We start from the raw sequence: 14,157 nt of genomic DNA on the forward strand, positions 1-14,157 counted from the left end.
ATGAGGGAGCGCACGTGGCGGTCATCGAGCAGGTCGGCGCCCGCGAGATCCTGGACTCGCGAGGCAACCCCACCGTCGAGGTAGAGGTGGCGCTGGACGACGGCACGCTGGAGCGCGCCGCGGTGCCCTCGGGCGCGTCGACCGGTGAGCACGAGGCGGTCGAGCTCCGCGACGGCGACGCCAAGCGGTACCTGGGCAAGGGCGTGGAGCGCGCGGTCACCGCCGTGCTCGACGAGATCGGCCCCGAGCTGGTCGGCATCGAGGCCGTCGAGCAGCGGGTGGTCGACCAGAAGCTGGTCGACCTGGACGGCACGCCGGACAAGTCCCGCCTCGGCGCGAACGCCATCCTGGGCGTGTCGCTGGCCGTGGCGAAGGCGGCGGCGGAGTCCAGCGGCCTGGAGCTGTTCCGGTACGTCGGCGGCCCGAACGCGCACGTGCTGCCGGTGCCGATGCTGAACATCCTCAACGGCGGCGCGCACGCCGACACCGAGGTCGACATCCAGGAGTTCATGATCGCGCCGATCGGCGCGGAGTCCTTCCGCGAGGCGCTGCGCTGGGGCGCGGAGGTCTACCACTCGCTCAAGTCCGTGCTGAAGAGCAAGGGCCTGGGCACCGGGCTGGGCGACGAGGGCGGCTTCGCGCCCGCGCTGTCCAGCAACCGCGACGCGCTGGACCTGATCCTCCAGGCCATCGAGAAGGCGGGCTACACGCCGGGCCGCGACATCGCGCTCGCCCTGGACGTGGCCGCCACCGAGTTCTACGCCGACGGCGCGTACACCTTCGAGCAGCAGAAGCGCAGCGCCGAGCAGATGACCGGCTACTACAGCGAGCTGGTCGACGCGTACCCGCTGGTGTCGATCGAGGACCCGCTGTCCGAGGACGACTGGGACGGCTGGGTGCGGCTGACCGCCGAACTCGGCGAGAAGGTCCAGATCGTCGGCGACGACCTGTTCGTCACCAACCCGGAGCGCCTGGAGGAGGGCATCTCCCGGCGGGCCGCCAACGCGCTGCTGGTGAAGGTCAACCAGATCGGCACGCTGTCGGAGACGCTGGACGCGGTCGCGCTGGCCACCTCGTACGGCTACAAGTCGATGATGTCCCACCGCTCCGGCGAGACCGAGGACACCACCATCGCCGACCTGGCGGTGGCGACCGGCGCGGGCCAGATCAAGACCGGCGCGCCCGCGCGCGGTGAGCGCACGGCGAAGTACAACCAGCTCCTGCGCATCGAGGAGGCCCTGGGCGACGCGGCGCGCTACGCGGGCGACCTGGCCTTCCCGCGGTACACGCCGGAAAGCTGATGGCGGATCGGGAACGGGGCTCCCGGCGCGGCAAGCCCGCGTCGGGGGCCCGCCCGGACCGCTCCGGGCGCACGGGCCGTTCCGGGCGTGCGTCCGACACCGGCCGCGGCGGCTCGGCGGGCGGTCGCGCCGGCGGGTCCGGCTCGGCCGGTGGTCGGTCGGGTGGCGCGGGCTCGTCGGGGGGTCGCGCCGGCTCGTCCGGCGCCGGCTCGTCCGGTGGCCGGGGCCGGGGCGGCGACGCCAAGGCGGGCGGCACGGGGCGGCTGGGCCGGTTCGGCCGGGCGGGCGGCGAGCGCGCGGCCGGCACGCGGCGGGGCGCGAGGTCGGCGCGGCTCGCCGAGCAGGCGCGGGCGACGCAGGCCGCGCGGGCGGCGAGGGCCGCCCGGCCCCAGTCGAAGGCCCGGTCGCGGGAAGGCACCGGCGGCGCGTTCGGCATGACCGGCACGCGGCGCGCGGCGCTGCTGGCGATGGTGGTGTGCGCGTTGGCGCTGACCATCGCCGTGCCGCTCCAGACCTACCTGGCCCAGCGCGAGGAGCTGCGCGAGGTCAACGCCTCGCAGGAGACGCTGCGCGCCGAGGTCGGGCAGCTGGAGCGGCGCAAGGGCGAACTGGCCGACCCCGCGCACCTGGAGGCGGAGGCGCGTCGGCGGCTGCACTACGTGCGGCCCGGCGAGACGCCCTACGTGGTGCAACTGCCGGGTGACGCGGAACGGGGACCGGACGAGGAGCGGCCGGCGGCGACGCCGGCGGCGGACAAGGCGTGGTACGAGCAGTTGTGGGATTCGGTGGCGGCACGATGACGGTGAGCGAGGACGACCGGGCGGTCGTCGCCGAGCAGCTGGGCCGCGCGCCCCGCGGCATGCGGGCGGTGGCGGCGAGGTGCCCCAGCGGGCACCCGGCGGTCGTGCAGACCAGCCCGAGGCTGGAGGACGGCACGCCGTTCCCGACCCTGTACTACCTGACCTGCCCCCGGCTCAACTCGTTCGTCAGCAGGCTCGAAGGGGCCGGCCTGATGAAGGAGATGACGGATCGGCTGGCGGAGGATGAACAGTTGGCGCTGCGCTACCGCCGGGCGCACGAGTCGTACTTGGCTGAGCGGGACGCGATCGAACCGCTGGGCACGCAGGTCACCGCGGGTGGGATGCCGAACCGCGTGAAGTGCCTGCACGTGCACGTGGCGCACGCGCTCGCCGTCGGACCGGGCGTCAACCCGTTCGGCGACGAGGCCCTGGAGCTGCTCGCGCAGTGGTGGCCCAGCGGCGAGTGCGCGTCAAAGGTGAACGACTGACCGCAGGGGCAGGTCCGCGGGCAGGGAACCGCCCACGACCGTGACACGGCCCGCCGGATCGGGCAGGCTGGTCCGGGGGCCGAAGCCGGATGCGCCGAGGAGTGGAGTTCGTGGCTGTGCCGAAGCGACGTGGACGCAAGCGCAAGGCGACGCGGCGGCCGACGCTGTCCCCTCGGCAGTGGGGGCTGGCGGCGACGGCGACGTGCGCCATGCTCGTGCCCACCCTCCTGCACACGACCGGGGGCATCGACTGGGTCAACGTCTCGGGCCACTCGGACCTCCCGGCGTTCCCGCCGGGCGCGGGCGACGTGCTGGGCACGCTCGCGCTGCGGGACTCGGGCGGCCTGGGCGTGTCCGGGCGGCTGCCGGAGACCGACGAGCTGAGCGCGGGGCTGCTCGCCGAAGCCGACGACCCGTCGGAGTTCGGTGACGACCTGCCGCCCTTCGAGGGCGTCGACGGCGACCTCGTCGCCGGTCAGCTCGGCATTCCGGGCGTGATGCTGGACGCGTACATGAAGGCCGCCGACCGGTTGGCCACGACCACGCCGGGCTGCAACCTGCACTGGTCGCTGCTGGCGGGCATCGGGCGGATCGAGTCCGGGCACGCGCACGGCGGTCGGGTGGACGCCAAGGGCAACACGGTGAACCCGATCCTGGGCCCAGTGCTCAACGGCGGTCCGGGCATCGCGGCGATCCGCGACACCGACGGCGGCCGGTTCGACCGCGACACCGCGTGGGACCGCGCGGTGGGCCCGATGCAGTTCATCCCGTCCACGTGGGCCGGGTACGCGGCGGACGGCAACGGCGACGGCGAGGCCAACCCGAACAACATCTACGACGCGACCGTGGGCGCGGGCAACTACCTGTGCGCCAACAGCGCGGACCTGTCCGACCCGACGCAGCGGGCCAGGGCGGTGTTCCGCTACAACCAGTCCGAGGAGTACGTGCGAACGGTCCTGTTCTGGGCCGACGCGTACGCCGACGGGGTGACGCCGCTGCCCGGTCTGACCGGTTCGGACGACGACTTCGCGCCGGTGGACGACGAGCGGCCCCCGGGCGGCACGACGCCGCCCGACCACGGTTCGGGCACCACGCCGCCCGGCAACGGGTCCGCGACGTCGGCCCCTTCCACCACGACCTCGGGGCCGACGACCACGACGACGCCGGGGTCCACCCGGACGACGGTCACGTGGCAGCCGACGACGTCGTCCAAGCCCACCACGACGACCACGACCACGACGACGACCACGACCACCACCACGACTACGACCACGACGACGCCGCCCTGCCCCACGACGACCACGACGACGACCACCACGACGCCGACGACGACGCCGACGACGACGCCGCCCACGACCACGTCCGTGCCGTCGCCGTGCAGCGAGCCGGTCACGACCTCCGGGGCGGGCACCACGCCGGCGCAGACCCCGGCCCTGACCTCGGCGCGGCCCACGTCGGGCGGTTCCCTGCCGGCGACCGTCACGCAGGCCACGTCGTCGATGAAGCCCGTCTAGCGGCGACGTCCGACCGTCGGCGCGAGCGGGTGGCTACCCGACGCGGGTCAAGGTGCTCGTCCGGCCGCGCTGTGGTGGCCCTTGCATCACGACTCCTCGCCGCCGAGACCTCCACCGGGGTCGGGCCGCCCGCGGCGGTCGTCCGCCGGATCGACCTGCCGCCCGACCGCCGTCGTCGCACCGCGCGGCCCCTCCGGTACCGCCCCGGCGGCGGCCCTTCCGTCCCCGCCCCGGTCCGGCCGGCGTAGCTTCTCCCGCGGCGGCACCGTGCCGCCGGGTACGGGAGGGACGTCATGGCGCGCGTGGCCGCGATCGACTGCGGGACGAACTCGATCCGCCTGCTGGTGGCGGACGTGACCGCGTCCGACGACGGTGCGCGGTGGCTGCGGGACGTCCACCGGGAGATGCGCGTCGTGCGGCTGGGCGAAGGGGTGGACGCGACGGGCGTGCTGAGCCCCGAGGCGCTGGCCCGGACCCGCGCGGCGCTCGTCGACTACACCAACGTCCTGCGGCGCAAGGGGACCGAGCGCGTGCGCATGGTCGCCACCTCGGCCACCCGCGACGCCGCGAACCGCGCCGAGTTCTTCGACATGACCCGCGAGGTGCTGGGCGTCGAGGCGGAGGTGATCTCCGGCGACGAGGAGGCCCGGCTGTCGTTCACCGGCGCGGTGGCCGACCTGGACGCGGCGGACGGCCCGTTCCTGGTCTCCGACGTGGGCGGCGGGTCGACGGAGCTGGTGCTGGGCTCCTGGGACGGCGTGCGCGGCTCGGTGGAGGCCGCGCGGTCGGTCGACATCGGGTGCGTGCGGCTGACCGAGCGCTGCCTGCGGAGCGACCCGCCCACGGCCGCCGAGGTCGCCGACGCCGTCGCCGTCGCGTCCGAGGTGCTGGCGGAGGCGTTCGCGGCGGTGCCGACGGCCAAGGCGAACACGTGGATCGGCGTCGCGGGCACCGTGACGACGCTCGCCGCGCTGGCCCGCGACCTCCCGACGTACGACCCGGCGGAGATCCACCTGGCGCGGGTGGGCGTCGACCGCATCCGCGAGATCACCGAGCGGCTGCTCACCATGAGTCACGACGAGCGGGCGGCACTGGGGTCGATGCACCCCGGACGGGTGGACATCATCAACGGTGGTGCACTCGTCGTGCGCACACTGGCGGAGCACCTGGCGTCGCACGGGATCACCGAACTGGTCGCGAGCGAGCACGACATCCTCGACGGCATCGCCTTCGCGCTGAGCTGAGCCGCTGGTCAGAGCGGTTCCTCGGCGGCTCATGAGGCCGGCCACGCCCCCATTCGAATGTCAACTGGGATTGTTCGTGACGATGTTGTGACCGCATCACCCATGTGGCGTGCACCACTGCCCGGTTAGCGTCCTCGACACGCTGTGGAGGCGGTCGACTCTGCTCGGTCACGCCCGGACAGGTGGGAGGACGCATGTCACGTGCATTGTTAGTGCCGGCAGCCGTCGCGGTGGCCCTGGTCGCCGCCGGCTGCGGGACACCGGAGACCTCGACGGGTGCGAACACCGAGGCCGGCATCAGCATCTTCAACACCGAGCCGGAGAACCCGCTCGTGCCGGGCAACACCACCGAGGTCGGCGGCAGCCACGTGTTGGACCCGATGTTCACCGGCCTGGTGGAGTACCGCAGCGAGGACGCGCAGCCGGTGAACGCGATGGCCGAGTCGATCCAGACCGACGACTCGAAGCTGTTCACCGTGAAGATCAAGAAGGGCTGGACGTTCCACGACGGCAGCCCCGTGACGGCGAAGAGCTTCGTCGACGCCTGGAACTGGACCGCCTATGGCCCGAACGCCACGCAGGGCGCGTCCTTCTTCTCCCAGATCGAGGGCTACCAGGACGTCAACCCGAAGGACCCGGACGGCGCGGACGGCCCGCAGCAGGCCCCGGCGCCCACCGCGGACAAGCTGTCCGGCCTGAAGGTCGTGGACGAGCACACGTTCACCATCACGCTGTCCGAGCCGTTCGCGGTGTTCCCGGTCACCGTCGGGTACGAGGTGTTCGCGCCGCTGCCGGAGGCGTTCTTCAAGGACCGGCAGGCGTTCGAGGCCCACCCCATCGGCAACGGCCCGTTCAAGTTCGTCTCGCGCACGGTCGGCACGGACATCAAGCTGACCCGGTTCGACGACTACAAGGGCGAGGACAAGCCGAAGTTCAAGGACCTCACGCTGAAGATCTACCAGAGCCGCGAGTCGGCCTACGCCGACCTCGTGGCGAACAACCTGGACTTCATGGAGGAGCTGCCGCCCAACGCCCTGGCCGGCAAGAAGTACGAGACCGACCTCGGCGACCGGGTGGTGTCGCGGGAGACGCTGAACAACCAGACGATCGCGTTCCCCTTCTACACCAAGCCCTACGACAACGCGTCGCTGCGGCGCGCGATCTCCATGTCGATCAACCGCGAGGAGATCACCCAGCGGATCTACGAGGGCTCCCGCAAGCCCGCCGACGGCTGGGTGCACCCGCTGATGAAGGGCTACCGGGCCGGGCAGTGCGGGCAGCACTGCGAGTACAACCCGGAGAAGGCCAAGGAGGAGTTCGCGAAGTCCGGCTACACCGGTGAGATCGTCCTGCTGTCCAACACCGACGGCGGGCACCAGGAGTGGGCCGAGGCGGTCGCGAACAGCATCAAGAACACCCTCGGCGTCGAGGCGCGGTTCGTGCCGTCGACCAGCTTCGGCGAGTTCCGGCAGAAGGTGAACGCGCACGAGATGACCGGCATGTACCGGTCGGGCTGGATCGCCGACTACCCGTCGATCGAGAACTGGCTGACGCCGCTGTTCCGCACCGGCGCGTCGTCCAACGACGGCCTCTACAGCAACCCGGCGTTCGACGCGAAGCTCGCCGAGGCGGACAAGGCGCCCAGCGAGGCCGAGGCGATCAAGCTCTACCTGGAGGCCGAGCGGATGCTGGCCGACGACATGCCGTCGATCCCGCTGTGGACGCAGAACACCATCGCGGGCAAGTCGAACCGGCTGAAGGTCGCGAACCTCCACCCGTTCCGCAAGCTGGACCTGGACTCGGTCGAGGTAGTGGCCTAGCGGGTGCCGCTCACGCGCCGCGAGGCCGCGTCTGGGCGGGAGCGGTTGGGCAGGGCGTAGAGCTGTGTTGAATTTGCCGCTCCTCCGTCGCGGCGGCTCGGCCGCCACTGTGGTCGGGCCATCGCGCCTCATTTCCCGCCGATCCAAAAGCGTGATCGGCGGGAAATGAGGCGCGACAACCCGACGGCGGCCTCGCGCGGCGCGAGGTCGGGAGCGAGGGGCTCAGGGGTGTGGTGTGGCCGGGTGTGCGGGAGTGAGTTAGGGAGCTGGCGGTGGGCCGCTATGTGCTGCGGAGGCTGTTGCAGATGGTCCCGGTGTTCCTCGGGACCACGTTCCTGATCTACGCGTTGGTGTGGGCGGTGCCGGGCGACCCGTTCGAGGGCAAGTGCGGTGAGCGGGACTGCCCGCAGGCGTACATCTCCGCGATGCGGGACAAGTTCAACCTCGACGACCCGTTGCCGGTCCAGTACGCCAAGTACCTGGGCAACCTGCTGCAGGGCGACTTCGGGCTGACCTCGTCGGGGCTCCAGGTGGGCGAGCGCATCGCGGCCACGTTCCCCGTCACGCTGCGCCTGGCGCTGGTGGCGCTGCTGGTCGAGGCCGTCATCGGCATCACGGCCGGCGTGGTGAGCGGGCTGCGGAACCGGGGCTTCCTGGACAGCCTCGTGCTGGTGTCGACGCTGTTCCTGATCTCGGTGCCGGTGTTCGTCACCGGGTACGTGGTGCAGCTGGTGTTCGGCCTGCAACTCGGGCTGATCTCGCCGACCGTGACCTCGCCGACGTTCGGCAACCTGATCGTGCCCGGTTTCGTGCTGGCCTCGCTGTCGATGGCCTACGTGGCCCGGCTCTCCCGCGCCAGCATCGCCGAGAACCGGCGGGCCGACTACGTGCGGACCGCGCTGGCCAAGGGGTTGTCGACCAGGCGGGTGGTGGGCGTGCACCTGCTGCGCAACTCGCTGATACCCGTGATCACGTTCCTGGGCACCGACCTCGGCACGTTCCTCGGCGGCGCGATCGTCACCGAGGGCATCTTCAACGTGCCCGGCGTGGGCGGGCTGGTGTTCCGCTCGATCCTGACCAAGGACGGCGCGATGGTGACCGGCGTGGTCACCGTCCTGGTGCTGGTCTACCTGTTGATGACGCTGCTGGTGGACCTGCTCTACGCCGTACTCGATCCGAGGATTCGCTATGACTGAACAGATCACCGTGCTGACGCCGGACAAGCCACGCGGCCTGTTCGGGGACGCGTGGCACACCCTGCGGTCACGGCCGCTGTTCTGGGTGTCCACGTCGCTGATCCTGCTGGTGGTGCTGATGGCGCTGTTCCCGGCGCTGTTCACGTCCGGTGACCCGACCGCGGCGCAGCTCTCGCGCAGCCGGCTCCCGCCGTCGTCCCAGGCGTGGTTCGGCTACGACAACCAGGGTTACGACATCTACACGCGGGTCATCCACGGCGCGCGGGCGTCCATCGTGGTCGGTGTGCTGGCCACGGCGGGCGCGGTGCTGGTGGGCGCGTCGATCGGCATCCTGGCCGGGTACCACGGCGGGTGGCTGGACGCGGTGGTGTCGCGGGTCGCGGACGTGTTCGTCGGCGTGCCGTTCGTGCTCGGCGCGATCGTGATCCTGACGACGCTCAACGCGGGCGGCGACGCCGGGCCGGTCCGGATCGTGGCGCAGGTGGTGCTGTCGCTCACGGTGCTGTCGTGGCCGGTGTCGATGCGGATCATGCGGTCCACCGCGGTCGCGGCCAAGCACCAGGACTACGTGAAGGCGGCGCGGGCGCTGGGCGCGTCGCCGGCGCGGATCATCTTCAAGCACATGCTGCCCAACTGCCTCGCGCCCGTGCTGGTGTACTCGACGATCGCGCTGGGCGCGTTCATCGGGGCCGAGGCGACGCTGTCCTACCTGGGTATCGGGTTGCGGCAGCCGGTGGTGTCGTGGGGCGTGATGATCAACAGCGCCAAGGACTACCTGCGGGTCGCGCCGCACGCCCTGCTGTTCCCGGCGGGTTTCCTGACCGCCACGGTGCTGGCGTTCGTGATGCTGGGCGACGCGGTGCGTGAAGCCCTCGACCCGAAACTGCGGTAGGAGGCCGGTGGTGACGGCGTTGCTGGAGGTGGAGGACCTGCATGTCGAGTTCCGCACGCGGGACGGCGTCGCACGGGTCCTCAACGGCGTGGGCTACCACGTCGACGCGGGGGAGACCCTGGCCGTGCTGGGCGAGTCCGGGTCGGGCAAGAGCGTGACCGCGCAGGCGGTGATGGGCATCCTGGACTCGCCGCCCGCGCACGTCACGCGTGGCTCGGTGCGGTTCCGCGGCGAGGACCTGCTGACGGCGGACGCGAACCGGCGGCGGGAGGTGCGCGGCGAGGGCATCGCGATGATCTTCCAGGACGCGCTGTCCGCGTTGAACCCGGTGTTCACCGTGGGGTTCCAGATCGAGGAGCAGCTGCGGCTGCGGCGCGGCCTGAGCCGGGCCGACGCGCGGGCGCGGGCGGTCGAGCTGCTGGACCTGGTGCGGATACCCCACGCGCGGCGGCGGGTGCGCGACTACCCGCACCAGTTCTCGGGTGGGATGCGGCAGCGGGCGATGATCGCGATGTCGCTCGCGCTGGACCCCGACGTGCTGATCGCGGACGAGCCGACGACCGCGCTGGACGTCACGGTGCAGGCGCAGATCATGGACCTGCTGGCGGAGATCCAGCGGGAACGGCGCATGGGCCTGGTGCTCATCACCCACGACCTGGGCGTGGTCGCGGAGGTGGCGGACCGGATCGTCGTCATGTACGCGGGGCGGATCGTCGAGGAGGCCGACGCGCACTCGCTGTTCCACGCGCCCGGCCACCCGTACACGGCGGCGCTGATGAGGTCGCTGCCGCGCCTGGACGCCAAGGGCTCGGCGCTGGACACGATCAAGGGCCTGCCGCCGAGCCTGCTGAGCATCCCGCCGGGCTGCCCGTTCCACCCGCGCTGCCCGCGCGCCGAGGACGTGTGCTCGGTGGAGGTGCCGCCGCGGGAGCGGCTGGGGCTCGGTCGGACCAGCGCGTGCCACTTCGCGGCGGAGGTGCTCCATGGCTGAACTGCTGGAGGTCCGGGACCTGGTGAAGCACTTCCCGGTGACCAGGGGGGTGCTGTTCAAGCAGACCATCGGCCGGGTGCGCGCGGTGGACGGCGTGTCGTTCACGCTGTCGGCGGGCGAAACCCTCGGCGTGGTGGGCGAGTCGGGGTGCGGGAAGTCCACCCTGGCCCAGGTGCTGATGCTGCTGGAGCCGCCTACCTCGGGCGACGTCCTGTTCGAGGGCGAGTCGGTGTTCGCCATGCGCGGCAACGCCGTCCGGCGGCTGCGGCGGGACATGCAGATCGTGTTGCAGGACCCGTACACGTCGCTGAACCCGCGCATGACGGTCGGCGACATCGTCGGCGAGCCCTTCGAGATCCACCCGGAGGTCGCGCCGAAGGCGTCGCGCGCCGCGAAGGTCCGCGAGCTGCTCGACGTGGTGGGCCTGAACCCGGAGCACATCAACCGGTACCCGCACCAGTTCTCGGGCGGGCAGCGGCAGCGCGTCGGCATCGCGCGGGCGCTGGCGCTGCGGCCCAAGGTGATCGTGTGCGACGAGCCGGTGTCCGCGTTGGACGTGTCCATCCAGGCGCAGGTGATGAACCTGTTGCGGGAGCTGCAAACCGAGTTCGGCCTCGCGTACGTGTTCATCGCGCACGACCTGTCGGTGGTGCGGCACCTGTCGGACCGGGTCGCGGTGATGTACCTCGGGAAGATCGTCGAGATCGGCACCGAGGACGAGATCTACCGGCACCCCACGCACCCGTACACGCAGGCGCTGCTGTCCGCCGTGCCGGTGGCCGACCCGGCGCTGCGCGGGCAGCGGGACGTGATCCGGCTGACCGGCGACGTGCCGTCGCCGATCGACCCGCCGTCGGGCTGCCGGTTCCGCACCCGCTGCTGGAAGGCGCAGGACGTCTGCGCGGAGGAGGAGCCCGCGCTGGTGGACCGGGCGGGCCACCCCAGCGCCTGCCACTTCGCCGAAGAGCGGTCCGTCGTGCCCTGACGCGAGGAGGTGACCGGGTGACCGACCGCGCCGCGCTCCACGCCGCCGCGCGTTCCGGTGACGCCGACGCGATGGTCGAGCTGGCCCTGCTGCTGGCGGCCCGACCCGACGACGGGGGCGGGTCGGCGGACGAGGTCGAGCGCTGGCTCGGGCACGCGGCGCGGACCGGTCACGTCCGGGGCGTCGCCGAGTACGGCGCCTTCCTGTGGCACGTCCGGAAGTCCGGTGAGGCGGCGCTGCCGTGGCTGCGGCGGGCGGCGGAGGCGGGCGAGGTCGGCGCGATGGCCGTGCTGGGCGACGTGCACGACTTCCTCGGTGACACCGAGGCCGCGAAGCGCTGGTACGCCGCGGCGGCCGAGCGCGGCGACGAGGCCGCGGCGGACAGCCTGGCCGCGCTGGACCGGCTGACCGGCTGACGTGCTCGGCGGCCGTCGAGTCCGCTCCGGCGTTCGACCGCGGTCGAGTTCGTTCCGCCGCTCGGCGGTACTTTGTCCACTGTGGACGATTCAACGCGTCCCGCGCGGCCCGATCCGCATCCACGCCGGACGAGCGGCACGCGCCCCGCACGGGGGCGCGTGTCGCTTTGGTAACCGGCTAACCGTTGCGGCTCAACGGTTCGACGCGGACTGCACGAAGGCCGCGAGGTCCTTCGACTGCTGCACCCGCGACGGCTCGTGGACGTACATCATGTGCCCGGCGGGGTAGTAGGCCGCTTCGACGTTGTCGTGCAGCTCCGCCGGGATCGCCAGGTGCGCCACCACGTGCTCGGCCGCGTAGTACGGCGTCGCGCCGTCGTAGTGCCCGTACGCGATGTGCACCTTGAGGTCCGGGTTCGCCCGCATCGCCGCCGCCAACCGGTTCGCCACGGTGACGTGCGACCCCTCGAACTCCTTGTACGACCAGGGGTGCACGTTCCGGGTCAGGATCTCGTACGGCAGGTCGTTCCGGTAGTCCAGTTCCGCCCGCAGGTAGTGGTTCAGCGCGGCCGTGTACGGGCCGAGGATCGCCGAGTACGACGGGTCCTCGCTGAACAGCTCGCGGCCGTAGTCGACGTCCGCGCCGGTGAACCGGGAGTCCAACCGCCCCACGACCTTGCGCTGCGACCGCAGCACCTCGGTGAAGAACCGCACGTGCTCCACGCGCAGGTTCACGCGGTCCACGTAGTCCTCGGACAGCCCGGTCAGCGCCGCGTACCGCGACACGACCGAGGCGCGCTCCTCCTCCGTGAGCCGGTGTCCGCGCGCGAGCGCCCACGGGTAGTCGCGGGACGCGAACTCCTCGGCCTCGGCCAGCACCTCCTCCAACGGCCGCGAGCCGTGCAGGCCGTGGTAGTGCGCGATCGCCGCATAGGTGGGCAGGAACAGCGAGTACGGCAGGTCGTTCCCCTCGCTGAAGTCCAGCGTCGCGAAGTCCAGCACCGACGAGATGAGCATCAACCCGTTGAGGTACATGCCGTAGCGGGTCTGGAGGTGCTCGGCCAGCGCCGCCGCGCGGGTCGTGCCGTACGACTCGCCCGCGAGGAACTTCGGCGACAGCCACCGGCCGTTGCGCGAGGTCCACAGCCGGATCACCTCGCCGACCGACTCCAGGTCGCCCTGGAAGCCGTGGAACTCGCCCGGCTTCTCGCCCTTGGCGGCGCGGGAGTAGCCGGTGGAGACGGGGTCGATGAACACCAGGTCGCTGTGCGCCAGCAGCGTCTCCGGGTTGTCCACCAGGTCGTAGGGCGGCGGCACGAGGTCGCCCACGTCGCCGGACACCACGCGGCGCGGTCCGAGCAGCCCCAGGTGCAGCCACACGCTCGACGAGCCGGGCCCGCCGTTGAACGCGAACGTCACCGGCCGCTTGGCCGCGTCCGCGCCGTCCAGGGTGTACGCGGTGAGGAAGACCTCCGCCTTGGCCAGGTGCCCGTCGAACTTGCCGTCGGTCAGCACCTCCCTGCGCAGCACCACCCGACCGGTGGTCGTCGTGTAGTTCAGCTTGCGGCGCTTGACGGTGATGCTGTGCTGGGTGGTGACGAGGTCGTCGGTGGGGGCGTCCTTGCCGGTCGCCTCGGCGGTCCGCTCGTCCCCGGTGTCGGTTTCGGTCATGGTCGAACTCTACGTATGGGCGGAGGGACGTGCGCACGCTTCACGACCTGGACCTGCGGGTCACCTCGTGCCGGGCTTGCCCGCGGCTGGTGGCGTGGCGGGAGGAGGTGGCGAGGGTCAAGCGGGCGGCGTTCGCCGACGAGGAGTACTGGGCGCGCCCGGTGCCGGGGTTCGGCCCGCCGGACGCCCGGCTGGCGCTGGTCGGCCTGGCACCGGCCGCGCACGGCGGCAACCGCACCGGCCGCATGTTCACCGGTGACCCGTCGGGCGACTTCCTGTACGCGGCGCTGCACGCCGTCGGCCTGGCGTCCCAGCCGACCTCGGTGCGCGCGGGCGACGGGCTGGAGCTGTACGGCACGCGCATCACCGCGCCGGTCAAGTGCGCGCCGCCGGAGAACAAGCCGACGGCGCAGGAGCGGGACACCTGCCGGCCATGGCTGATCGGCGAGCTGGAGCTGCTGCGGCCGACGCTGCGCGCCGTCGTGGTGCTGGGCGGTTTCGGCTGGCAGGCGCTGCTGCCGGTGCTGGCGGCCTGCTGGCGGGTGCCGAGGCCCGCGCCGAAGTTCGGCCACGGCGTGGCGGTCGAGCTGCCCGCGCTGGACGACGGACCGCCGCTGACCCTGTTCGGGACGTACCACGTGAGCCCGCACAACACCTACACCGGGCGGCTCACCCCGGAGATGCTGCGGGACGTGCTGCGCCGGGCCGCCCGGACGGCCGGTCTGCCGGTGGGCTGAGGCCCGCGCCCACCGCCGCGGGCCCCGGATCACCAGCCGCGGAGCGCGGGCCGGAGCACCGCACCGCTCGCGCCCGCACCCCGCGTCCGGTGGCGTGCCGGG

At 72.2% G+C, this 14,157-nt stretch carries 13 protein-coding genes; 12 read left to right on the forward strand and 1 reads right to left on the reverse strand.

Annotation, left to right across the window (positions count from 1 at the left end; translation table 11 throughout):
• The first annotated feature begins 14 nt into the window (after positions 1-14).
• The 11 genes from eno to C8E97_RS05235 all read left to right on the forward strand — a co-directional run bounded on the left by eno (position 15) and on the right by C8E97_RS05235 (position 11,647).
• Positions 15-1,301 carry a phosphopyruvate hydratase gene (eno, locus tag C8E97_RS05185; protein ID WP_121002135.1) on the forward strand — a complete coding sequence of 429 codons (1,287 nt, stop codon included), beginning with the start codon at positions 15-17 and terminating at the stop codon, positions 1,299-1,301.
• On the forward strand, positions 1,301-2,101 hold the full coding sequence (locus C8E97_RS35810; RefSeq protein WP_246018682.1) for an FtsB family cell division protein: 801 nt from the start codon (positions 1,301-1,303) through the stop codon (positions 2,099-2,101). The genes eno and C8E97_RS35810 overlap by 1 nt, the downstream gene beginning before the upstream one ends.
• On the forward strand, positions 2,098-2,589 hold the full coding sequence (locus tag C8E97_RS05195) for a DUF501 domain-containing protein (RefSeq protein ID WP_121010817.1): 492 nt from the start codon (positions 2,098-2,100) through the stop codon (positions 2,587-2,589). Before C8E97_RS35810 ends, C8E97_RS05195 begins: the two co-directional genes overlap by 4 nt.
• A 110-nt stretch (positions 2,590-2,699) precedes the next feature.
• Positions 2,700-4,103, forward strand: a complete 1,404-nt coding sequence (locus C8E97_RS05200) for a lytic transglycosylase domain-containing protein (protein ID WP_246018683.1) — start codon at positions 2,700-2,702, stop codon at positions 4,101-4,103.
• A gap of 293 nt (positions 4,104-4,396) precedes the next feature.
• Positions 4,397-5,347 (forward strand): Ppx/GppA phosphatase family protein, encoded by a 951-nt coding sequence (locus C8E97_RS05205; protein WP_121002139.1) that lies wholly within the window; start codon positions 4,397-4,399, stop codon positions 5,345-5,347.
• Positions 5,348-5,541: 194 nt separating this feature from the next.
• Positions 5,542-7,167, forward strand: a complete 1,626-nt coding sequence (locus tag C8E97_RS05210; RefSeq protein ID WP_121002141.1) for a peptide ABC transporter substrate-binding protein — start codon at positions 5,542-5,544, stop codon at positions 7,165-7,167.
• Between the two features lie 272 nt (positions 7,168-7,439).
• Positions 7,440-8,363 carry an ABC transporter permease gene (locus tag C8E97_RS05215; protein ID WP_121002143.1) on the forward strand — a complete coding sequence of 308 codons (924 nt, stop codon included), beginning with the start codon at positions 7,440-7,442 and terminating at the stop codon, positions 8,361-8,363.
• A complete protein-coding gene (locus C8E97_RS05220) occupies positions 8,356-9,255 on the forward strand; it encodes an ABC transporter permease (protein ID WP_121002145.1) in 900 nt (299 codons plus the stop codon). The genes C8E97_RS05215 and C8E97_RS05220 overlap by 8 nt, the downstream gene beginning before the upstream one ends.
• A gap of 10 nt (positions 9,256-9,265) precedes the next feature.
• Complete coding sequence (locus C8E97_RS05225) at positions 9,266-10,246, forward strand: ABC transporter ATP-binding protein (protein WP_121010823.1); 981 nt, start codon at positions 9,266-9,268, stop codon at positions 10,244-10,246.
• Positions 10,239-11,231 carry an ABC transporter ATP-binding protein gene (locus C8E97_RS05230; protein ID WP_121002147.1) on the forward strand — a complete coding sequence of 331 codons (993 nt, stop codon included), beginning with the start codon at positions 10,239-10,241 and terminating at the stop codon, positions 11,229-11,231. Before C8E97_RS05225 ends, C8E97_RS05230 begins: the two co-directional genes overlap by 8 nt.
• Before the next feature lie 17 nt (positions 11,232-11,248).
• Positions 11,249-11,647 (forward strand): SEL1-like repeat protein, encoded by a 399-nt coding sequence (locus tag C8E97_RS05235; protein WP_121002149.1) that lies wholly within the window; start codon positions 11,249-11,251, stop codon positions 11,645-11,647.
• A 192-nt stretch (positions 11,648-11,839) separates the two neighbouring features.
• Here C8E97_RS05235 and C8E97_RS05240 read toward each other — a convergent pair whose 3' ends face one another.
• Positions 11,840-13,318: a S10 family peptidase gene (locus C8E97_RS05240; protein ID WP_121002151.1), complete on the reverse strand. Its 1,479-nt coding sequence runs from the start codon at positions 13,316-13,318 to the stop codon at positions 11,840-11,842.
• Between the two features lie 29 nt (positions 13,319-13,347).
• Between C8E97_RS05240 and C8E97_RS05245 the strand changes: the two genes are divergently transcribed.
• Positions 13,348-14,055, forward strand: a complete 708-nt coding sequence (locus tag C8E97_RS05245) for a uracil-DNA glycosylase (protein ID WP_121002154.1) — start codon at positions 13,348-13,350, stop codon at positions 14,053-14,055.
• Positions 14,056-14,157: the final 102 nt, after the last annotated feature.

The organism is Saccharothrix australiensis, assembly GCF_003634935.1.
Lineage (GTDB): Bacteria > Actinomycetota > Actinomycetes > Mycobacteriales > Pseudonocardiaceae > Actinosynnema > Actinosynnema australiense.